The organism is Prescottella equi, from assembly GCF_002094305.1.
Classification (GTDB): domain Bacteria; phylum Actinomycetota; class Actinomycetes; order Mycobacteriales; family Mycobacteriaceae; genus Prescottella; species Prescottella equi.
In genome coordinates this window covers 123,780-148,985 of record NZ_LWTX01000008.1, presented here as the reverse complement: position 1 = coordinate 148,985, position 25,206 = coordinate 123,780, and the positions used below count along the sequence as shown (strand labels likewise).

Annotated in this window: 21 protein-coding genes; 10 read left to right on the top strand and 11 right to left on the bottom strand. The window is 69.8% G+C overall.

What is annotated here, in order from left to right:
• Positions 1 to 10: 10 nt before the first annotated feature.
• The 4 genes from A6I89_RS18985 to A6I89_RS18970 all read right to left on the bottom strand — a co-directional run bounded on the left by A6I89_RS18985 (position 11) and on the right by A6I89_RS18970 (position 3,794).
• The gene (locus A6I89_RS18985) at positions 11 to 1,414 is read right to left on the bottom strand and encodes a hypothetical protein (RefSeq protein WP_022595026.1); all 1,404 of its coding nucleotides are present in this window, start codon (positions 1,412 to 1,414) and stop codon (positions 11 to 13) included.
• Complete coding sequence (locus A6I89_RS18980; RefSeq protein WP_005514211.1) at positions 1,411 to 1,860, bottom strand: DUF7144 family membrane protein; 450 nt, start codon at positions 1,858 to 1,860, stop codon at positions 1,411 to 1,413. Before A6I89_RS18980 ends, A6I89_RS18985 begins: the two co-directional genes overlap by 4 nt.
• 131 nt (positions 1,861 to 1,991) lie before the next feature.
• Complete coding sequence (locus A6I89_RS18975) at positions 1,992 to 3,011, bottom strand: T3SS (YopN, CesT) and YbjN peptide-binding chaperone 1 (RefSeq protein ID WP_022595027.1); 1,020 nt, start codon at positions 3,009 to 3,011, stop codon at positions 1,992 to 1,994.
• A gap of 126 nt (positions 3,012 to 3,137) precedes the next feature.
• Positions 3,138 to 3,794: an NUDIX hydrolase gene (locus tag A6I89_RS18970; protein WP_022595028.1), complete on the bottom strand. Its 657-nt coding sequence runs from the start codon at positions 3,792 to 3,794 to the stop codon at positions 3,138 to 3,140.
• 64 nt (positions 3,795 to 3,858) lie between these two features.
• On the opposite strand from A6I89_RS18970, the gene A6I89_RS18965 reads away from it, so the two are divergent.
• Both A6I89_RS18965 and A6I89_RS18960 read left to right on the top strand, forming a co-directional pair.
• A complete protein-coding gene (locus A6I89_RS18965; RefSeq protein ID WP_022595029.1) occupies positions 3,859 to 4,809 on the top strand; it encodes an ADP-ribosylglycohydrolase family protein in 951 nt (316 codons plus the stop codon).
• Between the two features lie 13 nt (positions 4,810 to 4,822).
• Positions 4,823 to 5,332, top strand: a complete 510-nt coding sequence (locus A6I89_RS18960; RefSeq protein WP_013415537.1) for an O-acetyl-ADP-ribose deacetylase — start codon at positions 4,823 to 4,825, stop codon at positions 5,330 to 5,332.
• 1 nt (position 5,333) lies between these two features.
• Here A6I89_RS18960 and A6I89_RS18955 read toward each other — a convergent pair whose 3' ends face one another.
• Together A6I89_RS18955 and A6I89_RS18950 are read right to left on the bottom strand one after the other, a co-directional pair.
• On the bottom strand, positions 5,334 to 5,981 hold the full coding sequence (locus A6I89_RS18955) for a FadR/GntR family transcriptional regulator (RefSeq protein ID WP_060934571.1): 648 nt from the start codon (positions 5,979 to 5,981) through the stop codon (positions 5,334 to 5,336).
• 121 nt (positions 5,982 to 6,102) lie between these two features.
• Positions 6,103 to 7,770: an L-lactate permease gene (locus A6I89_RS18950; protein WP_022595030.1), complete on the bottom strand. Its 1,668-nt coding sequence runs from the start codon at positions 7,768 to 7,770 to the stop codon at positions 6,103 to 6,105.
• Positions 7,771 to 7,984: 214 nt separating this feature from the next.
• On the opposite strand from A6I89_RS18950, the gene A6I89_RS18945 reads away from it, so the two are divergent.
• The 3 genes from A6I89_RS18945 to A6I89_RS18935 are packed head-to-tail and all read left to right on the top strand — an operon-like array spanning position 7,985 to position 10,889.
• On the top strand, positions 7,985 to 8,740 hold the full coding sequence (locus A6I89_RS18945) for a (Fe-S)-binding protein (protein WP_022595031.1): 756 nt from the start codon (positions 7,985 to 7,987) through the stop codon (positions 8,738 to 8,740).
• Positions 8,737 to 10,248, top strand: coding sequence for a LutB/LldF family L-lactate oxidation iron-sulfur protein (locus A6I89_RS18940; protein WP_022595032.1), 1,512 nt, complete (start codon positions 8,737 to 8,739; stop codon positions 10,246 to 10,248). Before A6I89_RS18945 ends, A6I89_RS18940 begins: the two co-directional genes overlap by 4 nt.
• On the top strand, positions 10,248 to 10,889 hold the full coding sequence (locus A6I89_RS18935; protein WP_022595033.1) for a LutC/YkgG family protein: 642 nt from the start codon (positions 10,248 to 10,250) through the stop codon (positions 10,887 to 10,889). The genes A6I89_RS18940 and A6I89_RS18935 overlap by 1 nt, the downstream gene beginning before the upstream one ends.
• Here A6I89_RS18935 and A6I89_RS18930 read toward each other — a convergent pair.
• Entirely contained in the window at positions 10,870 to 11,256 is a 387-nt protein-coding gene (locus A6I89_RS18930) for a VOC family protein (RefSeq protein ID WP_022595034.1), read from the bottom strand. The genes A6I89_RS18935 and A6I89_RS18930 overlap by 20 nt on opposite strands.
• Before the next feature lie 11 nt (positions 11,257 to 11,267).
• Positions 11,268 to 12,065 (bottom strand): helix-turn-helix domain-containing protein, encoded by a 798-nt coding sequence (locus tag A6I89_RS18925; RefSeq protein ID WP_013415543.1) that lies wholly within the window; start codon positions 12,063 to 12,065, stop codon positions 11,268 to 11,270.
• A 236-nt stretch (positions 12,066 to 12,301) separates the two neighbouring features.
• On the opposite strand from A6I89_RS18925, the gene A6I89_RS18920 reads away from it, so the two are divergent.
• Positions 12,302 to 13,129, top strand: coding sequence for a hypothetical protein (locus tag A6I89_RS18920; protein ID WP_022595035.1), 828 nt, complete (start codon positions 12,302 to 12,304; stop codon positions 13,127 to 13,129).
• A 26-nt stretch (positions 13,130 to 13,155) separates the two neighbouring features.
• Here A6I89_RS18920 and A6I89_RS18915 read toward each other — a convergent pair whose 3' ends face one another.
• A complete protein-coding gene (locus tag A6I89_RS18915) occupies positions 13,156 to 13,512 on the bottom strand; it encodes a hypothetical protein (RefSeq protein ID WP_022595036.1) in 357 nt (118 codons plus the stop codon).
• Positions 13,513 to 13,901: 389 nt separating this feature from the next.
• On the opposite strand from A6I89_RS18915, the gene recC reads away from it, so the two are divergent.
• From recC to A6I89_RS18895, 4 genes are read left to right on the top strand one after another with little or no spacing between them, the layout of a single operon-like run.
• Positions 13,902 to 17,159 carry an exodeoxyribonuclease V subunit gamma gene (gene recC, locus A6I89_RS18910; RefSeq protein WP_022595037.1) on the top strand — a complete coding sequence of 1,086 codons (3,258 nt, stop codon included), beginning with the start codon at positions 13,902 to 13,904 and terminating at the stop codon, positions 17,157 to 17,159.
• A gap of 29 nt (positions 17,160 to 17,188) precedes the next feature.
• Positions 17,189 to 20,482, top strand: a complete 3,294-nt coding sequence (locus A6I89_RS18905) for a UvrD-helicase domain-containing protein (RefSeq protein WP_044990780.1) — start codon at positions 17,189 to 17,191, stop codon at positions 20,480 to 20,482.
• The gene (gene recD / locus A6I89_RS18900; protein ID WP_022595039.1) at positions 20,479 to 22,323 is read left to right on the top strand and encodes an exodeoxyribonuclease V subunit alpha; all 1,845 of its coding nucleotides are present in this window, start codon (positions 20,479 to 20,481) and stop codon (positions 22,321 to 22,323) included. Before A6I89_RS18905 ends, recD begins: the two co-directional genes overlap by 4 nt.
• A gap of 37 nt (positions 22,324 to 22,360) precedes the next feature.
• On the top strand, positions 22,361 to 23,296 hold the full coding sequence (locus A6I89_RS18895) for a hypothetical protein (RefSeq protein ID WP_139811874.1): 936 nt from the start codon (positions 22,361 to 22,363) through the stop codon (positions 23,294 to 23,296).
• 43 nt (positions 23,297 to 23,339) lie between these two features.
• On the opposite strand, the gene A6I89_RS18890 is transcribed toward A6I89_RS18895, so the two are convergent.
• Positions 23,340 to 24,023, bottom strand: a complete 684-nt coding sequence (locus tag A6I89_RS18890) for an SIMPL domain-containing protein (RefSeq protein ID WP_022595041.1) — start codon at positions 24,021 to 24,023, stop codon at positions 23,340 to 23,342.
• Between the two features lie 146 nt (positions 24,024 to 24,169).
• Positions 24,170 to 25,120 carry a hypothetical protein gene (locus A6I89_RS24450; protein WP_139811873.1) on the bottom strand — a complete coding sequence of 317 codons (951 nt, stop codon included), beginning with the start codon at positions 25,118 to 25,120 and terminating at the stop codon, positions 24,170 to 24,172.
• Positions 25,121 to 25,206: the final 86 nt, after the last annotated feature.

Sequence of the window (25,206 nt, the reverse complement as noted above, 5' to 3'; positions counted from 1 at the left end):
GACGTGTGAATCACGGTGTCGGAGATACCTCGTCGGCCTCCCGCTCGTCCCCGGACTCGACGTAGCCGCGGGTCGGCCGCGCCAGGATCTCGAGCACCAGGAGCGCGAGGAGGGCGCCGACGACGATCCAGAACACGACGAGACCGGTGGGGTAGCGCCAGAAGACCAGGAGCAACGCTGCGATCCCGATGATCGTGCAGCGCAGCGGAACCCGAAGCTGGAATGCCCATCGTTCGATGCTGCTCGGGGTGTGGCCGTGCACGGGACGGTTGACCACGGTGACGGCACGACCGAACCCCCGCCGCACGGCCATGGCCGAGGAGGATCCGCCGACCAGATAGGCGCCGACCGCGACCACCAGCGCCGCCACCGCCACTGCACGCAGGCTGGTGCGCAGCGGCACGAGCACCGTGTCGACCACCGCGGCCGCGGCATCGGCGGACAAGACGTCGGCCGGGATGTCGTCGATGTAGATCGCGCGGGCCACGAGTATCGCGATCGCGAGGACGAGCATCCCGAGTGCCACCGACAGCCCGGCGAGTGACAGGGTGCGCAGGCGACGACCACGTGGAGCGAGCGCGACCGCACCGGCGATGCAGGCTATGCCGAGCCACGGCAGTACTGAGGACGCCTTGTCGAGTGCGTTGACCGCGCGTTGGGCCTTCACCAGATTCGGGGACTGGAACAGCACGAACTGCTTGTCGACCGACGGAATGTTCTGCGCGATCGTGAAACCGCGGTCGGTCAATGCGGTCTTCACATTCTCGATGATCGTTGCCAGCGAGATGCTCACGGTGCCGCTCTGATCGACCTCGACGGAACTGATCCCGTAGTTGCCGGTGACGACCGACACGAGGGCGCTGTGGGCGCGGCGGTTGGCCTGGATCCACAGATCCTCGAACTGTTGGGATTGCACGAACGTCGACACCGTGTCGTGGACGAAGCTCTTCGTCTGACCCGCGATCACGGGCGACAACCCGGTCAGGAGCTGATTGACGCGCGGAGCGTTGGACGCGACGTTCGAGGCTTCGGTGATCGCGCCCAGCGCTTCCGCGGTGAGCGCGTCGATGTCGACGCGGCTGAAGATCTCGTCGGTGATCTGGTTGGTGACCTCGGCCTGGATCGCAGGATCCTCGCCGAGCGGTGCGACGGTGGTGATGTACCGGTCGGTGTCGAGGATCTGGCTGCGCACGAAGCGGGACGTCACCGACACGATCGCCAGCACGGCAACGAGGACCAGGAGCACCGTAACGCCGATCCACCGCAGGGTGTGCCGTGGCGGGCGGGCGGGCGCCGCGGTGGCCGAACCCGCTTCGGCGACCTGGGTGCGCAGCGTCGCAACCTCGGCGCGAAGGCGTCGCAGCTCCGCCCGTTCGTCGTTGTCGAGCAGACCGTTTCCGGCGTCGTTCGTCATGGCCGCGACGTCTCCTCGGGGTTCCAGGTGGCAACCGCCCAGATGACCACCGCGTTGAGCGCGATGATCGAGATCGCCCACATCGGGTAGTTCGGCAACCACAGAAAGTTGACGAGAATCGACACGCCGCAGATCACCATCGCGGCCACCCGGGCCCACGCGCGGCCGGTGAACAGTGCCGCACCGGCGGCGGCGACGACAATGCCCAGTACCACGTGAATCCAGCCCCACCCGGTCTCGCCCAGCTGGAATCGGTAGTCGGCGTCCAGGTCCAGCACCTTGTCACCGTCGACGGCGGACAGGCCCTGGAGGGCTTCGAGCAGGCCGACCGTGACGAGTAGGACCGCGCCGCCCAGTGCTGTTCCCTTCGCAACGGCCTGCTCGACCACCGTGTCGCCGGCGAAGAGCCCGTCGTGACCGTGGTTCTCGGGCGTGCGGTCGGACATGGGTGCCCCTTCCGTCGGCGCAGAATCGTGCACGGAACCTGATTGTGCTCCGCTCCCGCGATTCCGGGACCGAGTTCGTCCAGGTTCCTCAGTCCGTCAGGAGCCGCGATCGGCGAGCGCGACGGCGTCCGTCACTCGGCACCTTTCGGTTCGTGGCCGGAAGGACCGAGGGAATTTGGTGCCTCGCCGTCGATCTCGTCGTCCGGCGGGTCGTCGACGATGCGGGCGCCGCCGAACCGCGCCGCGAACGCCGTGTCGACGGAGGCCGCGAACCGGCCCAGCTGGTCGAGGGCGTCCGCGAGGTGGCGCGGCACGAACGGATTGGCCGAGACGTCGACGGACGCGTTCAGCCGGTCCTCGTCGAGAGTGAACCGGATCGCCGGCCAGCGGCGGGTGAGGTCGCAGATCATCTCCGCGGCGCGGGTCCGGCCGGTGATCGAGTGCAACAACGGCATCCACGCCCGCACCAGTGGTTGATCGGGGTGCGCGATCACGAACACCGGATGGTCGTCGAGCGTGAGCACGACGTCGCCGTCCTGGTCGAGGCGGGGCATGAACCCGAGCGACTGTTCGACTGCCCGCGCGATGAGTTCGCGTAGCTCCTGCGGATCGTCGGGCACCGTCGCGACAGTGTCGTCCACGTACGGGACGGCGAACTCGTCACCGGTCTCGACGTCCGGGATCCCCAGCAGGTCGGAGCCGGCGAGGGTGCCGACGATCTCGGGTCGCAGGAAACTCGGATGCGGGACGCTCCACACCTCGCGCAACGTCGTCACGGTCATTGCGGCACACTGGTCGGCCCAACGTTGTTCGCGATCGACGAAGAACGCGGACGAGCCCTCGTCTGGGTCGTCGTCGGGTCCGTGGGTGGGTGCGGACCAGCCCAGGTTGCGGAGGATGTTCTCGGCTGCCGGGGCCAGCTGGTGGCGGGGTGCGAGGTACGCGTTGGACGACACCTCCCCACGCAGCATGACCTCGTCCCATACGAGGAACTGCACCCACGGGGCGAAACCCTCCACCGTGGATTCCTCGGCCCACTCGAGGACGAGGACGTCGTCGTTGCGCATGGCAGCGAGGTGGTCGGCGAGGCGGCGCTGGAAGCGGTTCCAGGACCGGTCGATTGCTGCGTCGAAGGTGTCGGAATCGATCATGAGCCCCCTGTCATTCCGGATGGAGCCTCACCGGGCAGACCTGGAATCGGGCGCCCGGTGATGTGGTGATCAAGGTAGCGCGGACCCCCGACAGGATCGTGGACGGCGACCCCGGCGTGTGGCCGTTCAGCCCGCGAGCAGCGCCGTCGCGCCGGCGGGGAGCTCGGCCCCGGTGCGGCGGAAGATCTCGGCGGGACGTCCGGCGCCACCACTGCTGGTCCGCCCGGTCGTCTCGAGTGCCTCCACGACCAGTCGCCGGAACGTGTCCTTGGGGAGGGTGCGGTCGTAGATCGCCTCGTAGAGCCGGCGCAGTTCGAGCACCGTGAACTCCTCGGGCAGCAGCCCCGACGGATCGACGTGCCGGGAGTAGCGGGCCCGTAGATCGTCGACCGCGTGCGACACCATCTCGGCGTGGTCGAATGCCAGGGGTTCGCCGGGGCTGCGGTCGTCGATCCGCACCAGTCGCACGTCGTGGGGCAGTCGGTCGACCGGCAGCGCCGCGCCGTGGGCCATCGACAGCACCCAGCCGCGGTCGTCGCGGTCCGGCGCGTCGAACATCGCGAGCTGATGGAAGTCGGTGCCGGTGAGGTCGGCCTTCGTGCTCAGGGCCCGCTCGGCCGCATCGGACAGGCGTTCGCCCGGATGCAGGAAGGTGCCCGGCAGTGCGAGGCCGCGCGGCCCGTCGACCACCACGACGGCGAGTCCGCGATCGTCGACGGTGAGTACCGCGACGTCCACGGCGACCGATGGACGGGGATAGTCGGTGAGGGACTTCTCGTTCACGGTTGCAGATTAGCGCACCCATGATCTAATCTTTAGCGCAACATTGATCTAAAAGGGGTTCTTCATGGAGCTGAACGAAACTCGGGCCGATCGCGTCGGGGGCGTGCTGCTGGCCACCGCCGCAGGTGACGCGCTCGGTGCCGGATACGAATTCACCACCCCGCGTCCGGACACGGTCATCGACATGATCGGCGGCGGGATCGGAGCGTTCGCACCGGGGGAGTGGACCGACGACACGTCGATGGCGCTCGCCATCGCCGAGGCGGCCGCCACCGGCGTCGACATCTCCACCGATGCCGGACTGGATGCGATCGCCGCCCAGTTCGTGCGCTGGTACGACTCCGACCCTGCGGACATCGGGAACCAGACGCGCGCGGTGCTGTCCACGCGCCCCGCCGACGCTGCCGCGATGCGGGAGCGCGCGTGGGCGGTGCCGGGGCGCAAGGGGGGCAACGGCTCGCTGATGCGGACCGCGCCGGTGGCGCTCGCGTTCCTCGACGACGAGGGTCGCTGCGTGCGCGCAGCGCGGGCGATCGGCCTGCTCACCCATCACGACGAGCGGGCCGTCGAGGCGTGCGAGATGTGGACGTACGCCATCCGGCACGCCGTGCTGCACGGCACCTTCGACGGCGTGCGCGGCTACCTCGAGGTCGCCGACAGCGGCACCCGCGCGTACTGGTCGCCGTTGCTCGACACCGCCGAGACCGGCACGCCCGCGGACTTCCCGAACAACGGTTGGGTCGTCGACGCACTGCTCACGGCGTGGTGGGCGATCGCCGGGACGCCGCAGGGGCCGGAGCAGCTGCCCGCTGCGCTCGAGCGTGCCGTGCGCGCCGGCCACGACACCGACACCACCGCTGCCATCGCGGGCGGTCTGCTCGGTGCCCGGTGGGGCGCGTCGGCGGTGCCGGACCGCTGGCGCGCAATGCTGCACGGCTGGCCGGGCTACCGCGGGGACGACCTGGTCCGGATCGGCCTCGACATCGCGTCACGAACGGCCGTGACCAACACCTGAACGGAGAACCGAAATGACCGTCATCGACGTCGCCGAGGGCGACATCACCACGTTCCGGACGGATGCGATCGTCAACGCCGCCAACTCGACGCTGCTCGGCGGCGGCGGGGTGGACGGCGCCATCCACCGCCGCGGTGGACCGGCGATTCTCGCCGAGTGCCGCACGCTCCGGTCGACCACGCTGCCCGACGGGCTCGCCGAGGGTGCGGCGGTCGCCACGACCGCCGGAAACCTCGCCGCGTCGTGGGTGATCCACACCGTCGGCCCGCGGTTCTCCCGCCACGAGGACCGGTCGGGCGTGCTGCGCTCCTGCTACACCCGCAGCCTCGCGGTCGCGGACGGGCTCGGCGCGCGGACCGTGGCGTTCCCGCTGATCTCGGCGGGTGCGTTCGGGTGGCCCACTGAAGACGCTGTGAAGCAGGCGGTCTCGGCGATCCGGGCGTCGCGCACCGCCGTCGACGTGGTCACGCTGGTCGCGTTCGAGTCGCACGTCGCGAACCTGATGCGGCGCGCCGCGGGGTGACTCAGGCGTCGTGGCGCAGGCCCTCGTAGTAGCCGCGGATGTGGGCGACGATCCGTTGCTGCGCGAGGGACGCGTCGCCGTTGCGGACCGCCTCGACCAGGCCACGGTGCTCGTGCCGCAACCGGGTGCACGTCGTGGGCCACGCGATCCGGTCCACCCCGCCCACGACGTACGACTCGATCGACGCGCGCAGCCCGGCCATCATCGCGGCGATCACCTGGTTGCCGGCGGCGTCGGCCATCGCGACGTGGAACTGGGCGTCGAGCACGAGGAACTCGTCCGAGCTCAGCGACGGCTCGTCCATCGAATCGAGCAGTTCGACGGCGGTGCTCAGATCGACCGTCGGCTGGGCGGCGAGGGTGCGCATCACCTCGGACTCGAGCACGAGACGGGTCTGCACGACGTCGGAGACCGGGAAGCCGTGCGCCGCGACCTGCATGCGCATCAGCATCGTCATGCCGCCGGTGGGGCGGGAGACGATCATGGCGCCCGCGTTGGGGCCGGACCCGGTCTGTGCCTTGAGGAGACCGAGCGCCTCCATGACGCGCAGCGCCTCCCGGACGGACGACCGCCCGACGCCGAGATCGGCGGCGAGGGTGCGTTCGCCCGGGAGGCGCTGTCCCGGAGCGAGCTCGCCCGACACCATCATCTCCTCGACCTTGTGCTGAGCACGTGCTCCCAGGCGCGCGGGTGCGCCGTGACCAGCAGGTCGGACGGAGTGGGTTCGGACGACATGACACGTCAGCCTAGGCGGTGTCGATCGGGCGTGGTCACGGCAGCATCCAGCTGAGGACCGGGGTGGACTGCAGGTAGACCAGCGTGCACAGGATCACCAGCATGCCGAGGCTGTAGCCGATGACCTTTCGCAGCAGGATCGGCTCGCTGCCCGCCTGCCCCACGGCCGTGGCCGCGATGGTGAGGTTCTGCGGGCTCACCAGCTTTCCGACGACGCCGCCGGAGGTGTTGGCGGCCACCAGCAGTGTCGGGTCGATGCCGGCGGTCTGTCCGGCGGTCTGCTGCAGCTTCGCGAACAGGGCGTTGGCGGAGGTGTCGGAGCCGGTGACGGCGGTACCGAGCCAACCCAGCATCGGTGAGAAGAACGCGAAGATCGAGCCGGTCGCGGCCAGCCACGTGCCGATCGCGACGGTCTGACCGGACTGGTTCATCACGTAGCTCAGCCCGAGGACGGTGGCGACGGTGGCGATCGCGAGCCGCATCTTCACCAGCGTCACGCCGAGCGTCACCACCGACATGCGCGGCGTGAGTGGGAAGCGGCCGCCGTCCGTCCACAGCGCGTACACGATCGTCACGATGACGCCGCAGATCAGCAGCAGTGTGCCGGGATTCGACAACCACGAGAAGGTGTAGATCGCGCTCGAAGCGGGAGCGCCGGTTCCGGTCAGCAGGTTGCCGAACAGGCCCGGCCACTCGATCTTCCGGTCGGTGCCGGACAGCCACTTCGGGATGTCGACGCCGACGGTCCACAGCTTCGCGATGCCGAATACGACGACCACCAGCAGGTACGGGAACAGCGCCATGAACACGCGCGACGGGCTCAGCGCTTCGGCCTCGACCTTCGAACGCTGGTCGTCCGGGGTCTTCGGTGCCCAGAAGCGGAGCATGATCACCGCGGCGGCCAGGCCGGCGAGGGACGCGACGACGTCGGTCAGCTCGTACGAGAAGTGCGCCGAGCACCAGAACTGGGCGAGGGCGAAGACCGCGCCGGTGACCAGGGCGATCGGCCACACCTGCTTCATGCCGCGACGGCCGTCGACCAGGAACAGCAGGAGCAGCGGGACGAACAGGGCCAGGATCGGGGTCTGCCGTCCGACGACGGCGGCGATCTCGGTGGCCGGGATGTCGGTGAGGTTGCCGGCGGTGGTGATCGGAATCGCCATGGCGCCGAAGGCAACCGGTGCCGTGTTGGCCACCAGGACGGTGACCGCGGCACGGATGGGCGGCATGCCGAGGGCGATCAGCATCGCGCCGGTGATCGCGACCGGTGCGCCGAAGCCGGCGAGGGCCTCGAGCATGCCGCCGAAGCAGAAGGCGATCAGCATGGCCTGCACGCGCATGTCGCCGCGGCCGATCGAGTTGAACACCCGCCGCAGGTCCTCGAAGCGTCCGCTCACCACGGTCAGTTCGTAGAACCAGATCGCGGTCACCACGATCCACATCACCGGGAACAGGCCGAACGCGATGCCCTGCAGCGCGGACAGTCCGGTGAGCGACGCCGGCATGTCGAAGCCGATGATCGCGACCAGGGCCGCGGCGGCGAGCGCGCCCAGCCCGGCGTACCAGGCCTTGAGCTTGAAGCCGGCCAGCAGCACGAAGAACGTGGCCAGCGGGACGAGGCCGACCAGCGCCGAGGCGGTGAGGCTGCCGCCGACGGCGTCGGTCGCGGGGGTGAAGGTCACCGCGAGGGTCTCGGTTTCCACATGAAACTCCTGGATTGCGCCGCGGGGATGACGGCGTTCGGGGGCGGGCCGGATATGACCGCTGTGTGGTCAGACCACAGGACCGTACACCATGACCCCGATCACATTCGAGCGCTGCACGAAAGTTGGGGCAGAACCGCGTCAGTTGTTGCGTCAAGGCTGTGACCATGCGTTACTGTGGTCAGACCACACCGACGATCGCCTGGAGAATCGCATGCGAATCGCGCTGTTCGCGACGTGCATGGGGGACACGATGTTCCCGAATGCCGCCAAGTCCACCGCACTGCTGTTGACCCGGTTGGGACACGAGGTCGTGTTCCCACCGGGGCAGACGTGCTGCGGCCAGATGCACGTCAACACCGGCTACCAGCCCGACGCGCTGCCGCTCGTGGCGAACTACGCCGACAACTTCGGCGACGCCTCGATCGACGCCGTCGTCGCGCCGTCGGGGTCGTGCGTCGGGTCGGTGCGGCACCAGCACGAGATCGTCGCCTCCCGCTACGGCACCGCGGCCCTGTGCGGGCAGGTCGAGACCGTGAAGGCGAAGACGTACGAGCTGTCGGAACTGCTCGTCGACGTCCTCGGGGTCACCGACGTGGGCGCGTACTACCCGCACCGCGTCACCTACCACCCCACGTGCCACTCGCTGCGGATGCTCGGTGTGGGCGACAAGCCGCTGCAACTGCTGCGCGCGGTCCGCGAGATCGACCTCGTCGAGCTACCCGAGGCCGACGCGTGCTGCGGCTTCGGAGGCACGTTCGCGATCAAGAACGCGGAGACGTCGACGGCGATGCTGGCCGACAAGATCCGCAACATCGGCGACACCGGTGCCGAATACTGTTGCGCCAGCGACTCGTCGTGTCTGATGCACATCGGCGGCGGGATGTCGCGGCTGCAGATGGGCACCCGGACGGTGCATCTCGCCGAGATCCTGGCCTCGGTCGAGTCCAGCGTGGAGGTGAGCGCATGAGCGACGTCGCACTCGGCCTGCCGGCCTTCCCGCCGCGCGCCCCGAAGGGCGTGGGCTTCCTGCGCGGCACCGAGAAGTTCCCGGCCGCCGCGCACCACGAACTCGCGAACACGCAGCTGCGCAGCAACATCGGCAAGGCCACCCACACGATCCGGGCCAAGCGCCTCGCCGTCACCGGCGAGTTGCCCGACTGGGAGGACCTGCGCGACGCCGGAGCGGCGATCAAGACCGATGTGATGAACCGGCTGCCGGAGCTGCTCGAACAGCTCGAGGCCGCCGTCGTCGCGCGCGGCGGCGTCGTGCACTGGGCGGCCGATGCCAACGAGGCCAACGAGATCGTCACCCGGCTCGTGCGGGAGACCGGCTCCGACGAGGTCATCAAGGTCAAGTCGATGGCCACCCAGGAGATCGAGCTCAACGAGCACCTCGAGGCCAACGGCATCCACGCCTACGAGACGGATCTCGCGGAGCTCATCGTGCAGCTCGGTCACGACAAGCCGTCGCACATCCTGGTGCCCGCGATCCACCGCAACCGCTCGGAGATCCGGGAGATCTTCCTGAAGGAGATGGACGGCGTCGACCCCGCGCTCGACGACAACCCCAAGCACCTCGCGGCCGCCGCACGGAAGTTCCTGCGGCACAAGTTCATGACGGTGCCCGTCGCGATCTCCGGCGCGAACTTCGGTGTCGCCGAGACGGGGACGCTCGGCGTCGTCGAGTCCGAGGGCAACGGCCGGATGTGCCTGACGCTGCCGCAGACGCTGATCACCGTGATGGGCATCGAGAAGGTGATCCCCACGTACCGGGATCTCGAGGTGTTCCTGCAGTTGCTGCCGCGCTCGTCCACCGGTGAGCGGATGAACCCCTACACGTCGATGTGGACCGGCGTCACGCCCGACGACGGCCCGCAGAATTTCCACCTGGTGCTGCTCGACAACGGCCGCACCGCCGCCCTCGCCGACAGTGTCGGGCGCGAGGCGCTCAACTGCATCCGCTGCTCGGCCTGCCTCAACGTGTGCCCGGTCTACGAGCGCACCGGCGGTCATGCCTACGGATCGACGTATCCGGGCCCGATCGGTGCCGTGCTCACCCCGCAGCTTGCGGGCATGGACGGCAAGGACGACCCCAACTCGACGCTGCCGTTCGCCTCCAGCCTGTGCGGTGCGTGCTTCGAGGCGTGCCCGGTGAAGATCGACATCCCGTCGCTGCTGGTCGAGCTGCGCCACCAGAAGGTGGAGAAGTCCGGCTTCGGCGCCGAGGCCGCCGCGATGAAGGCGGCGTCGATCGCGATGTCGTCGGCGAAGCGGTTCACGGTGGCGCAGAAGGCCGCCGGGCTCGGACGTGTCGTGGCCGGCAAGAAGGGCAAGATCTCGACACTGCCGCCGCCGCTGAGCGGGTGGACCGACGCCCGCGACATCCCGGCGCCGCCGAAGCAGACGTTCCGGCAGTGGTGGGACTCCGCCGAGGGCCGCGCGGCCATCGCCGACGCACGGAAGGACGGTCAGTGATGAGTTCGCGTGACGTGATCATGGGGCGCATCCGCGACGCGCTGACGCTGGCGCCGCCGAAGACCGTCGAGGCTCCGCGCGAGTACCGGACGGGTCGCACGATGCCCGACGCCGACCGCGTGGAGTTGCTGGTCGATCGGCTGGTGGACTACAAGGCCGTGGTGCATCGCAGCACTGTCGCGGAGCTGCCCGACGTGCTCGTTCGCGTCTTGACCGAGGTCGGCGCGCGCCGCGTCGGTGTGCCTGCCGGACTGGATAATTCGTGGTTGTCCCGGTTCGACGGTGAGGTCGTGGTGGACTCGCCGACCGTGCCGGCGCCCCAGCTGGGTGACCTGGACGGTGTCGTCACCGCGTCCGCGGTGTCGTGCGCCGAGACCGGCACCATCTTCCTCGACGGCAGCCCCGACCAGGGCCGTCGCGCCCTGACGCTGGTGCCGGACCTGCACGTGTGCGTGGTGACCGTCGACAGGATCGAGGTGGGGGTGCCCGAGGCGATGGCGCGGCTGGTGCCCGAGCGGCCCACCACGATGATCAGTGGGCCGTCGGCGACGTCGGACATCGAACTCGAACGCGTCGAGGGCGTGCACGGTCCGCGGAATCTGCACGTGGTGATCGTGGGACCTACCGAGGCTCTCCACTGACGATCCACACGTGACCGAACGGATCCTTCACTCGGCCTTGGCGTTTGCCGTACGGACGATTCTCGACCGGGATGACCAACTCGGCGCCGCGGGTCACCATACGGTCTGCCGTCGCGTCCGGGTCCGGGACGGTGATCATCAGCAGGACGGGTGATCCGCCGGTCGCGACCGGATCGTTCCATCCCCATTCCGGGACGCTCTGGGCGAGGGCGAACGCGGCCGAGTCAGCCTCGAGTTCGGCATGGTTGACGATGCCGTCGTCGTCGGCCACCCGCATGACGAGTTCAGCGCCCAGCGCGTCCCGGTAGAAGGTGATCGCCGCATCGGCGTCGGATACCAGCAGTTTGGGGAGCAGTTGACTGTTCATGTGCTCCATCGTCACGGCTGAGGGCGGCGCCAGCCTTGTAAATTTCGGCCCTCTTCGTCGAGCCAGGCGGTCGGGGTCGTGTCCATGAGGTCGCGAAAGTCGCGGACCAGGTGACTCTGGTCGTGATAGCCGGAGGCGGTGGCCACGTCGGCCCAGGATGCGGCGCCCGCGCCGGCGCGGTTCACGGCCGCTCCCAGACGTGCCACCCGGGACGCGAACTTGGGGGTGACGCCCAGCGCCTGCCCCATGACGTCCCGCAGTCGTCGAGGGCTCAGGTGCGCGGCGCGCGCCAGCTCGTCGGCCGACATCGTCCCGTTGTGGGCGTCGATCAGCGCAAGGGTTCGGAAGGCGTCCTCGCTGCCCGGGCCGCGACCCCCCGACAGCCGCTCCAGGAGGCGCCCACGCAGCACCGCTTCGCGCTGGTGGGCCGGCCGGTTGGCCAACTCCTGGCGCAGCGGCTCCAGCCACGGCAGCACCGCATCTGCGCTGACGCCGCCCGCGTCCAGCTCGCTCGGCGGCATCCCGGTGAGCCGTTGCAGGGCGGACGCCGTCAACTCGACGTAGACCGTCGGCTGCTGTGGTCGCAGCACGGTGGCCGAGGTCGGGACTCCGGGGCGCATCAGCCCCGTCAGCACGGCGTGGTCATGTGTGGTGCGGCCGTCGTAGCGAACCTCGATGGGCGCGTCCAAGCTGACGACGAGGCGGGTGGTCAGGGTCGGAACGGCGCGGTGCACCCGCTCCGGGCCGGAGTGAGTACTGACGGACACCACACCGATGCCCGCGGCATGACCGGCCTGACGGAGATCCACTCCTGCATTGTCACACTTGCCGGGCGCTCGGCCCAGGAGTTCGAGCGCGCCCGGCGGGGCTTACCGCTGGAGGTCCCGCGTTGCCGCGGCGGGGACCCGGTCGCCACCCTTGATAGCGTCCCTCTCCGGGGAAGAAATCTTGGGGGGATGTTCCGATGAAAGCCGGCGGTTCGATACAGGCTTGGCCACAACAACTTCGGTGGGGTCCATTGGCGGCTGCCGTGGGGCTCGGGGCGATGACCATTCTGATGGCCTGGGGTGCCGTGCAGAGTGTGGTCCGGCATGAGCCCGCGATGCTCGTCGTCGCGGTTGCCATGACGGCGATGTGCGTGTTCGGGACGGTGTGGTTCTCGAGTGTTGCGGGCTTTCGCCATCTGAGGCTGTCGAAGCGGATCGTCTCTGCCCGGGACGACATTGGATCGGGACTCTCGATACCGACCCGAAGGCACCTGATTTCGCTCCTGGTGGGCCTGGGATCGACGTCGGTGATCGGCTTCGTCGTCGCGGCGGGATGGTTCCTGGGTGCAGACGTGGGAACACTCGCGGCTCAGGACCGCGGACAAGCGCATTTCCTGACCGCAGGCGCCATCTTCGCCGGAGTCTTGTTCGTGGTCGTCCTCGGCTTCCGTTCCAGCACGTCGATCCGGTTGTACCCGAGCGGGGTCCGGCGAATCGTCACGCTGCACCGGCTGTGGTCGACCCGGACGATCGAGACGTTCGTCTCGTGGGACGACATCGACGAGTTCGTAGCGGACGAGCAAGTGGTGGGTGGAACTGTCGAAGTCCGTAATCCCGTCATCTGGTTGGTGAGCCGGACCGCGATTCCGGAGGGGAGTCGGCGACGATTCGACGCCCCCAACCGGGCGAGGCTCGACGCACATCTGCTCGTGGCGGAGCCGAACGTCCTGCTCGCGTTGCTGTCCAGGATGCGGGAGTCGCGGCCCCTACGCGCGTCCCTCGCAGAGGCGGAGGCGCCGGCGCTGTTGACCCCGACTCCTCTCCGGGTGCGCCGGCGGCGGTCGGATCCCGCATCGACGCCGGCGGGGCACGTCGACATGAGCTGACGGCCATACGTTGTGGAGCGGACGAATCAGCTCCGTTCGGCCCGGACGGCCGCGGCAAACTTCGAATGTGGGTCGGCGACGATCACGGCCGAGCCGTCCGGGGTCGCAGTGGCGCGCAGGATCCGCTCGGCCCGCGTCGTGTAGACGACGGGAACGGACAGTGCGATCGCACACAGGCCGCCGACGAAGGCTGCTGTGACGCCGGAGCCTCGGATATCGACGGACCCCAGGACCACCGCTCCCATGAAGGCGAGCGCACCAGCGATGGCCAGCGTCGCAGCTGTGAGGCGTCGCAGCCGCAAGATGGACGTGCAGCGGGCGCACAGGGGCCAGTCGGCGCGCACCGCAGGCTCCTCGGCGAGGCGCTTGACCAAGTTCTCCATCGCCTGCCAGAAGACGGATCCACCCGGAAGGTATGACCCGATGCCGCGCGGAAGATCCACTGTCGCCGTGTGGGGTGGCCGGATCCACACTGCCCGAGTGGTGGCGGCCGCGCGCCCGTGAACCGCACATACCGCGGGCAGCGGTGCGGCGAGCGTGAGCCGCGGTTCGGTGTCCGATTTACGAGTCGCCAGCTTGATGGCTGTCCGGTCGGTCGGTATGGAGTCCGCCCCCGCGGATAATTCTGACAACTCGCCCCCCTGGCTACTACTGTCGCGGGGCAGCCTAGCAACCGGTTCGCACCGCTTCCCGAGCCATCGGACTCGTCGGATCGGTGTGATAATGCTTGGCCGATGCCGCACAGTCGCCGACACCGTAGGGAGATCCGCACTTGCTGACGTTGCACCGCGCCGAGAGCGCCGGCACGCTCGCGTCTGCGCTCGCTCAGGTGCTGGTCACGCCCCTTGCGGACCCGTTCGAGCGTGAGGTGATCGCGGTCCCGGCGAAGGGTGTCGAACGCTGGCTGACGCAGCGGCTGTCGCACGTGCTGGGTGCGGGTGATTCCGGCCACGACGGGGTCGCCGCCAACATCGACTTCCCGTCGCCGAATCGGCTGATCGACCAGGCCCTCGCGGCCGCCACCGGCTACGAGGTCGACGACGACCCCTGGCACCCGTCGCGGATGCTGTGGACGCTGCTGCAGGTGATCGACGACTGCCTGGCCGAGCCGTGGTGCACCGTCCTCGCCCGCCATCTCGGTCACGGCGCCGACGACCACCGCGCCGGCCGCCGCTACGGCACCACCGCGCACCTGGCGGAACTGTTCCGCGCCTACGGCTCGCAGCGCCCGGCGATGCTCGTCGACTGGGCGGCCGGCCGCGACACCGACGGCACATCGCCGCTCGACGCCGATCTGTGCTGGCAGGCCCAGCTGTGGCGAAGGCTGCGCGACCGGATCGGCAGCCCCAGCCCCGCCGAGCGCCTCGACGCCGCATGCGCGCGGCTGCGCGACGAGCCGGGGTTGCTCGAGCTGCCCGAACGGCTGTCGCTGTTCGGGCCCACCCGGCTGGGCGCCGACCAGATCGCGGTGCTGTCCGCACTCGGTGCCAACCGCGATGTGCACGTATGGATTCCGCATCCGAGTATCGAGATGTGGGGGGAGCTTGCCGACAGTGAACCGCCGCGTCGCCGCGCCGACGACGTGCGCGCGCTCGACGTCGCGCACCCGCTGCTCGCCAGCCTCGCCCGCGACGTGCGCGAGTTGCAGTCGCGGCTCGGCGCCATCGGGATGGTCGACGTCCACCATCCGGGGCCGTCGCGCCCGGCGACGCTGCTCGGGCAGCTGCAGTCCGACATCGCCGCGGACCGGCAGCCGTCGTCGTGGCCGGTGGACGACACCGTCGAGATCCACTCCTGCCACGGCCCGGCCCGGCAGGTGGAAGCCTTGCGGGAGCGGCTGCTGCACCTGTTCCAGAACGATCCGACGCTCGAGCCGCGCGACGTCGTCGTCATGTGCCCGGACGTCGAGACGTACGCGCCGCTGGTCCGGGCCGCGTTCGGGCAGGGCGTCCAGGGGCCGCTCACCCATCCCGGCCATCGGCTGCGGGTGCGGCTCGCGGATCGTGCGCTGCACCAGACCAATCCGGTATTGGGAGTGGTCGCGGCGCTGCTCGACCTCGCGGACTCCCGGGTCACCGTCAGCCAGGTCCTCGATCTGGCCGCGACCGCGCCGGTGCGGCGCCGCTTCCGCTTCGACGACGACAACCTCGAACGCATGCGGGAGTGGACGGTGGCCGCGGGCGCGCGGTGGGGGATCGGCCGTCGTGAACGGGGCGCGTTCGGGCTCGGCGACTTCGAACAGAACACCCTCAAGGCCGCGCTCGACCGCATCCTGCTCGGCGCCGCAGCCGACGACGCGGACGGCGAATGGCTCTCGCTCGCACTGCCGCTCGACGACGTCGAGAGCAACGACATCGACCTCACCGGGCGCCTCGCCGAGTACGTCGACCGGCTCGACGTGTCGCTGCGCGGCCTCACCGGACCGCAGTCTGCGGAGCAGTGGTTGGCGGCGCTGGCCCGGGCGCTGGATCTGCTGGTCGACGTCGCCGAGTCCGACGCGTGGCAGTTGGGGCAGGCGCGGCGCGAGCTGGCCGCGGCCGTCGAGCACGGCGGCGACACGCTGCTGCGACTCGCGGACGTGCGGGCGATGCTGCGCTCGCGCCTCGCCGGCCGGCCTACCCGCGCCAACTTCCGCACCGGCGAGCTGACGGTGTGCACGATGGTGCCGATGCGTTCGGTGCCGCACCGGGTGGTGGTGCTTCTCGGGCTCGACGACGACGTCTTCCCGCGCGGCACCGGTATCGACGGCGACGACGTGCTGGCCCGCGATCCGCTACTGGGGGAACGGGATCCGCGTAGCGAGGACCGACAACTGTTGCTCGACGCGATCATGTCGGCGAGCGAGCGGCTGCTGCTGTTCTACACCGGCGCCGACCCGGTCAACGGCACACCCCGCCCACCTGCGGTGCCGCTCGCGGAGCTGCGTGACGTGCTCGCGGCGATGGCGGGCGCGGACGTGGTGCAGCGGCATCCGTTGCAGCCCTTCGATCCCCGCAACTTCGATCCGGTGGGTCCGCGTAGCTTTGACCACGCCGCGCTGGGCGGTGCCCGCGCGGCGCAGCAGCCGTCGGTGCCGGCGCCCGCGTTCCTGCCGGAACCGCTGCCGCCGATCGAGCCCGGCGACGTCGATCTCGCCGAGCTGATCTCGTTCCTGGAGAACCCGATCCAGGGTTTCCTGCGGCAGCGGCTGGGTTTCCGGGTGCCCGACCTTGACGAGGACGTCGCCGACACCCTCGATCTGGAGCTCGACCCGTTGGCGCGGTGGGGGATCGGGGAGCGGATGCTCGGTGCCCGGCTCGCGGGCGCCGATCCGGCGGCGTTCCGGGCAGCGGAGTGGCGGCGCGGCACGCTGCCGCCCGCGCGGCTGGGTGACGCCGCGCTCTCGGACATCGAGTGGACGGTGGATTCGCTGGCCCGCGCGTCCGCGCCGGTGCACGCCGGACCGTCCGAGGCGGTCGACATCGATGTGGACCTCGGGGGACGACGCCTGGTCGGCACCGTCGACGGCGTGCACGGGGAGGTCATCGCGCGCACCACGTTCTCCCGGTTGGCGCCCAAGCACCGGATCGGGGCGTGGGTGCGCTTGCTCGCGGTCACCGCGACCGGACGGTCCGGGAACCTCACGGCGGTCACCACCGGCCGCGGCAGCGGGCGCACCCCGGTGATGCGGTCGACGCTCGTGGCACCGGAGAACGCGGCCGAGATCCTCACCCGCCTGGTCGAGATGCGGGACCGCGGGCTGGTGGAGCCGCTGCCGATGACGACGGCGTCGTCGGCGGCGTACGCGGACCAGCGGTTCCGGGGCCGGTCGATCGAACTGGCGCTGGTGGCTGCCGAGCGCGCGTGGACCGGCGACTTCGGTGACGGCAAGGACCGGCACGTCCGGTACGTGCACGGGCCCGACGCGGAGCTGTCCGTGCTCACCAAGAAGCCCGCACCGCCCGGGGCGTACGAATCGAGCTGCTTCGGTACCGAGGCCGCCGTGCTGTGGGGGTCGCTGCTCCCGGCCGAGACCCTGGGGGAACCGTGACGGACACAGTAGGCCTGGACACCGTGACCATGAGCGACACCGCCTTCGACCTGTTCGCGCCGCTGCCGCAGGGCACTACCGTGCTCGAGGCCAGCGCCGGCACCGGCAAGACGTACGCGATCGTCGGGCTCGCCGCCCGGTTCGTCGCCGAGGAGGACATCGACGTCTCGCAGCTGCTGCTGGTCACGTTCAGTCGCGCCGCCACCAAGGAGCTGCGCGAACGCACCCGCGAGCGGTTCGCCTCCGCCGCAGCCGGATTGGCAGACCCGGCCGCCGCCCGCGCCAGCGACGACCCCCTGGTGGCACACCTCGCCGACACCGACGACACCGAGATCGCGCTGCGGCGCCGACGGTTGATGCAGGCGCTGTCGGACTTCGACGCCGGCACCATCGTTACCACCCACAGCTTCTGTCAGCGCATGCTCGACGGCCTCGGCATCGCCGGCGAGCGCGACCCGGACGCGGTGCTGGTCGAGGAGGCCGAGGACCTGGTCGCCGAAGTGATCGCCGACCTGTTCCTGCACCGCTTCGCCCGCGCCGACTCCCGCACCCTGCGGCCCGCCGATGCGCGCGCCGCCGCCCGGGCCGCGATCTTCGACCCGCAGTCGGTGCTCGCCCCCGAGGACGCCGAGGGCACCCGCGCCGGGGACGCCGTCGCGTTCGCCACCGCCGTCCGGCAGGAGACCCAGCGCCGCAAGCGGCTCGCCGGCATCCGCGACTTCGACGACCTGCCCGCGCTGCTGCACGGCGTGCTCACCGATCCCGAACACGGACAGGCGGCGTGCCGGCGGGTGCGGGACCGCTACCGGGTGGTGCTGGTGGACGAGTTCCAGGACACCGACCCGCAGCAGTGGGGGATCCTGCGCGCCGCGTTCCACGGGCACTCCACACTGGTGCTGGTCGGCGACCCCAAGCAGGCCATCTACGCGTTCCGCGGCGCCGAGGTGCTCAGCTACCTCGACGCCGTCGGGTCCGCGCACAGCCACCAGGAGCTCACCACCAACTGGCGCAGCGACGCCGATCTCGTTGCCGCCCTGGGGCATCTGCACGGCGGCGCCGCCCTGGGTCACCGCGACATCGTCGTGCACCCGGTGTCGGCGGCCAAGCCGGGGTCGCGGCTGCAGGGAGCGGCGCCGCTGCGGCTGCGCTACCTATGCCGGGCGGGCGCCGGACGGCTCAACAACTCCGGCTACCCGGCCGTCGGGGCGCTGCGTTCGCGGGTCGCGGCGGACGTGGCCGCGGACATCGTCGAACTGCTCGGCAGCGGCGCCACTCTGGAACTGAACGGCGTCACGCGGCCCGTCGAGCCCGGGGATGTCGCGATCCTCGCCGGCACCAACGCCCAGATCGCGCTGGTGCGGGAGGCCCTGGACCGCGTCGGAGTGCCGTCCGTGCTGGCCGGCGGCACCAGCGTCTTCGAGACGCCCGCCGCCACGCACTGGCTGCAGGTGCTGCAGGCGCTCGAACAGCCGCACCGCCCCGACCGGGTCCGGCTCGCGGCGCTCACCCCGCTCATCGGCTGGACCGCTGCCGACGTCGATGCCCGCAGCGACGAGGTGGTAGCCCGGGTCGGCGGGCAGCTGCGGGAGCTGGCGACGGTGTTCGCGCAGTCCGGCTTCGCGGCGCTGTTCGAGCGGCTCGCCGCCGAGTCCGGCCTCGAGGCGCGGCTGCTGACCGTGGCCGCCGGCGAGCGCACGCTCACCGACCTGCGGCACATCGGGCAGCTGCTCGGCGCGGTTGCGGTCGACGAGTCTCTGGGTCTGACTGCGCTCACCGGCTGGCTGACCGACCGCATCAAGGACCCGAAATCCGGTGGCGGCGATCGCAGCCGGCGCCTCGACAGCGACGCGGCCGCGGTGCAGATCGCGACCGTGCACGCCAGCAAGGGCCTCGAGTACCCGATCGTGTACGTGCCGTTCGGGTGGAGCACCGGCCGCTACGCCGACCCCAACCGGTTGCTGCTGCACGACGAGCACGGTCGCCGCATCCTCGACATCGGCGGCGAGGGCAGCCCCGGCTACGGCGAACGCCGCCGGCAGCGCGACGCCGAGGCCGCGGGCGAGGATCTGCGGCTGCTGTACGTCGCGCTCACCCGCGCCCAGTGCCAGCTGGTGCTGTGGTGGGCGCCGGCGTACTCCACCAACGAGGCGCCGCTGCACCGGATGCTGTTCGGGCGCGAACCGGGGGAGTCGGACGTCCCGCAGAAGGTGGGCGTGCCCGAGGACCCGATGGTCGCCGAGCAGCTCACCCGCTGGGCCGAGGCCGCGCCGGTGACCGTGGAGGTGCAGGCCGTGGGCGCCGACCCGATCCCGCAGCCGTCGTGGACACCGCCGCAGGAGGAGACGGGCGAGCTGGCGGCCGCCGTCTTCCGGCGCGAGCTCGACGCCGGGTGGCGGCGCACGTCGTACACGGCGCTCACCGCGTCGGCGCACGAGCATCCCGGTGTCACCAGCGAGGCCGAGGAACCGGAGATCGAGGACGAGCCGGAGGAGCCTGCGCTCATCGCGGCCGCGCCCACCCTGGGCATCCCGTCGACCATGAACGACATGCCCTACGGCGCGGTGTTCGGCACCTTGGTGCACGAGATCCTCGAGCACGTCGACACCGCCGCCGCGGACCTCGAGGCCGAGCTGGTGCGGCACTGCCGCGAGGCCGTGGCCGCGCGGATGTCGCAGGTCGATCCGGTGGCGCTGGCCGACGCGCTGCTGCCGGTGCTGCGGACCCCGCTCGCGGGCGGTGGCACCCTCGCCGACATCACCCCGCGGGACCGGCTGCCGGAGTTGGACTTCGAGCTGCCGCTCGCCGGCGGTGACGACCCGGCGGTGCTCACGGTGACGCTGCACCGGATCGTGGACCTGCTGCGGATGCATCTGCCGTCCGACGACGTCCTCGCGCCGTACGCGGACCGGCTCGCCACCCTGGAGCCGACGCCGCTGCGCGGCTACCTCACCGGCAGCATCGACGCCGTGCTGCGGCGCGAGGGTCCCCGGTTCGTGATCGTCGACTACAAGACCAACCGCATCGCGCCCGGCGAGGTCACCACCGCCGACTTCACCCGCGAGGCGATGGCCGGGGAGATGATGCGCTCGCACTACCCGCTGCAGGCGCTGCTGTATGCCGTTGCGCTGCACCGGTATCTGCGGTGGCGGCTGCCCGGCTACGACCCGGCGACGCACCTGGGTGGGGTGCAGTACCTGTTCGTGCGCGGCATGGTCGGCCCCGACACCCCGGACGGGGTCGGGGTGTTCGACTGGGATCCGCCCGCCGCGCTGGTGGTGGAGCTGTCGGATCTGCTGGCGGCGAGTGCCGAGGAGAACGCATGATCGAGGCACGCGTCGCGCAGCGCGGCAAGGGGATGCTGCGCGAGTTCAACGAGGCCGGGGTGCTCGAGGCCGCCGACGTGCACGTCGCGCTGCGGCTCGCGATGCTCGGCGGGGAAACCCGCGAGCCCGTGCACCTCGCGACGGCGCTCGCGGTGCGGGCGGTGCGATCGGGCTCGGTGTGCCTGGACCTGAGCCGGATTCGCGAGGTGACGGTCGACGAGGAGTTCCAGGTCGATCCGGCGGCGTTGCCGTGGCCGGACGACGCCGTCGTGGCCGAGGGGCTGGCGTCGAGCCCTCTGGTGGTCGGTGGCGAGGCCGGACCGCTACGGCCGCTGCGGCTGGTGGACGGGCTGCTCTACCTGGACCGGTACTACCGGCAGGAACAGACCGTGCGCCGGATCCTGGACGAGCGGGCGCACGGGCATCCCGTCGTCGACGAGGACCTGCTTCGGGCCGGGCTGGACGAGTTGTTCCGCGACTTCGCCGACCCGTCGCGGCCGTCGGACGCCCCGGACCGGCAGCGCATCGCGGCGGCTGTCGCGGCCACACACTGGACGTCGGTGATCGCGGGCGGCCCGGGTACCGGCAAGACGCACACGGTGGCGCGGGTGCTGGCGCTGCTCGAGCGGCAGCAGTCGGGGCTACGCATCGGGCTGGCGGCGCCCACCGGCAAGGCGGCGGCGCGGCTGCAGGAATCGGTGCGCGAGCAGGCCGGGCTCGTCGGTCTGCGGTCGGAATTGCCGGCGATGACGCTGCACCGGATGCTCGGCTGGCAGCGGGGGACCAGCCGGTTCCGGTTCAACGAGACCAACCATCTGCCGTACGACGTGATCGTGGTGGACGAGACGTCGATGGTGTCGCTGACGATGATGTGCCGGCTGCTCGAGGCGGTGCGCCCGGAGTCGCGGCTGGTGCTGGTGGGCGACCCCGACCAGTTGACGTCGGTGGATGCCGGCGCGGTGCTCGCCGACCTCGTCGCCCGGCCGGTGACCGGGGTGGAGAACCCGGTGCTGGCACGGGTGGTGGGTGCGGACCTCTCGGCGTCGGACGATCCGGCCGAGGCGGCGCTGAGCGCGTTGGAGCGGGACCGGCTGCGGGGCGGGGTGATTCGGCTGAGCCGCGGACGCCGGTTCGGTGGCGCGATCGCGCAGCTGGCGGTGGCAGTGCGGGACGGTGACGAGGACCGCACGCTCGAGATCCTGCGCAGCGGGGCGGCGGACGTGTCGTTCGTCGACCCCGAGGACCTGGCGGGGCTGCGCGCCGATGTGGTGTCGACGTCGGCGGAAGTGACGGCGGCCGCGCTCGCCGGGGACGCGGCGGGCGCAGTACGGGCGTCGGAGAAGCATCGGCTGCTGTGTGCGCACCGGGAGGGCCCGTTCGGGGCGTCGTGGTGGGCGCGCAACGCGATGACGTGGATCGGGGAGACGACCGGCAGCCGGCTCGATCCCGAGCGCTGGTACGCCGGGCAGCCGCTGATGGTGACCGCGAACGACCACGAGATGCGGATCTACAACGGTGACACCGGGGTTGTGGTCGAGGGCTCGGATGGTGACTTGGTCGCCGCCTTCGCGCGCGGCGAGGAGCCCTATCTGGTGCACCTGAGCCACCTGGCGTCGGTGCAGACGGTGTACGCCATGACGATTCACCGCAGCCAGGGCAGCCAGTACGACTTGGTCTCGGTGATCCTGCCGGGGGAGGAGTCGTCGTTGCTGACGCGAGAATTGCTGTACACGGCGATCACTCGTGCGCGGACTCACGTGCGGATCGTCGGGATCGAGGCGGCCGTGCGGGCCGCTGTGGGGCGACGCGTCCTGCGGGCGAGTGGGCTGCGGCGGGGTTGACGAAATTGACCGTTGGAGCTTGAAGAATGGGGGACGGATGACGACGACGAACCGGCAGCGGACGTTTCTGTTGCTTTGGGATGGAAGCGATGAGGGCTACTCGCATAAAGAGCTAGCGAAGCACCTGGCGTTGACGAAGCGGGGATTCTCGGCTCCCACCCGGTGGAGTTTTGGACGCGGTTTCGGTGATCCGCGAGCAGGTGACCGGGTGTACCTGCTGCGCACAGGGAAAGAAAACGGCATCGTCGCCAGCGGGTACCTGACAGCCGACGGGGTCGAGCCGGGGCCGCATTGGAAGGCGCCCGGAGACACCGCCTACTACGTCGATCTCGAATGGGATTGTCTTGTCGAGAAGGATGATCGGCTTCCTTATGCGGAGATGAAGTCGTTGCTGACGCAGTTCGCGCTACCGGTGCGGGAGTCCGGCCGAGAGGTGCCATTCCCGTCGGACGGAGTGCTTGCGGCTGCGTGGGAGAAGCGCATCGCTAGATTGTCCAGTAAGTCCGGTAATCCCTGGCTTGGCGGCCGCCCGGTCGGTTGGCTTCAGCGCAAGTCGGGACCGTGTGAACTCGAAGTGCATGTGACGCGCGTCTACGAGGTGCCGGCATTCGCGTCAGCACAGGCTGTCAAAGAAGAAGCGGAGTTGGTCAGCGCGTATGTAGGTGTCCTGCGCGAAGAAGGACACACGGTCACTGGCTATCGGATCCAGCATACTGGCCCCGTCCGGCCTTTGCGCGTCGATCTATACGACCAGACCGAGCACGTGCTGTACGAGGCCAAGGCGTCCAGCGGCAGGGAGGCAGTTCGCATGGCTCTCGGGCAGTTGCTCGACTACCGGCGAGCATTCGACGTCCCGCCGGAGTTGCGGATACTGCTGCCCGAGCGTCCGGCAGACGACCTGGTTGACTTGCTCGCCGAACACAAGGTGCGGTGTGTGTACCCGAATTCGGACAGAGAGTTTGTCATCGACTAGGTCATACCCAAGGCGCCAGGGCGGAGGTTGGGGCTTCCGGTAGTCACGACGCCTCGAACCTGGCTTCCACGTCAGCCCGGATGCGCAGCGGCTCGGGACGGAGTTCGACGGTCGGGCGGTCCGCGTCGTGCACCGGAGTCGACGCGGCCATCGCGCGCATGACCGGTGGGCCGACGTCGGGGCGCGTGCCGGCGTTCAACATGCCTGGGTCGGCGAGGGCGACGGCCTCGATCCGCTTGCAGCCCAGGCTTCGAGTGTAGCCCTTGGCTTTGGCGAGGGCGTCGCGGACGGCGAGATCCCGCACGCGCGAGAGCGCTTTCGCGTGGGCCGTGCGGGTGAGTTTCCACTCCAGGTGCGTGACGTTGACGCCCTCGATCGCCGATGCCCGGTCGAGGAACGAGGCGACGGCGTCGAGATCGCGGAACGTCACGGCTGCGGTGGCCGTCGACCGGTAGTTCCAGGGCAGCTTCTTGCCCTGCGGGTGATACGGGCGGTAGCGGGTGTGCTGCATCTGATTGAGGGACCGGCGGCGCAGCGGCCGGCCAGCATCCTTCTTGAGCGAACCGACGAGTTGCGTGAGCGCGGAGGCTGACGAGATCGCGGCATCGGCCGCCTCCGCGCGGGTGGCGGCGTCGAACTCGATGTTCAGATGGACTACACCGAGATTGGGCGGGACCGAGCGTTCGGCGTGGCCGGTGACGGTGATCGTGACGGGATTGGTCGGCATGAGGCCAGTGTCCCCGAGAATGCTGGTGTTTCGCTCAGAACAGCGTCGGCTCGGCGCGGGCGCCGCTGCAGGCCTGGTGGAGCCATCCCTCACGGCGCGTCATGCATGGTCCAATGCAGTCTCGAAGCAAGGCGCAAGGACGTACTTCACCGCCGTCCGGCGACTCGAGGCCGCCGTGCGCGCCGAGGTATGTGATCGAGGCGATTCGGCCTTGAGCGGTGCGTCCTGCTTGGGAACTTTGAAGTGTCGATGAGCGCGTATGCCTGTGCTCCGTACATGTCGGCGAGCTTGTCGACGTCCGCGGCGCGTCGGTCAAGCCACCAGCCGAAGATTGCGACGCACCCGAGCGCGACCGGTATTCCGAGAGCTGACGGAGTGGAGGAGGCGAATGCTCTAGGCAATGCCGCAATAGCGAAGGCGGAGAACACCGTCGAGATCGTCTTTCCCGTGAAATTCAAGATGGTCGCACGTGACTTCGCTGCGTCGTGATACTTCCGGGCTGTGGCGAGCAGTCTTATGCGTTGCGGTGCGGCCCAGTCCGGCCCAAGGGAACGCCAGAGAGGTTTGGCTTCGCCGTCGTGACTTGGAGCAGGGATTAGGCCATCGGCGAAAAGCGGTGTGGTGATGCTGCCGCGGTAGACGCGGCGAAGCTCGCTTGTACTGCGATAGCCCATGACAGGAGCGACGGCAACCAACATCAGCCATGAAATCTTTCCGATGGTGTTCGACGGGAACGTTTTGGTCCATACGAGCGCAGCCGACACGAGGATTAACCACGCCGCGGATGTGAGAAACCACTTCGACTTCAGGACCTCGCGAATGAAGAACCGCCCGAGTTTGGACTCTGCCACGAGTGTTGGCTGGCAGTAGAAGTTCAAGATGACCACGAACTCTATAAAGAGTGAGGTGTACACGACCTGTGTGAGGAGCAAAGCCCAGCCTTGGAAAACGGCTGCCGCACTTCCAAACACCATCGAAGCAGCTAGTAGCCACAGACCAAGCGTGGCAAGCCAGGCGGCTAACCATGCAAGCGTGAGCCAAGCAAATAGGGACGCCGGCAGGCTCACCTTCGTCTTTGAGCGCGTCGTGTATGCCACGTGATCAGTCCTTCGTTGCAATCCGTGTTGTCGCTGCGATTGTGCGGTCACGGTCTGACAGCCGCGTAGATGGATTACGTCCGATC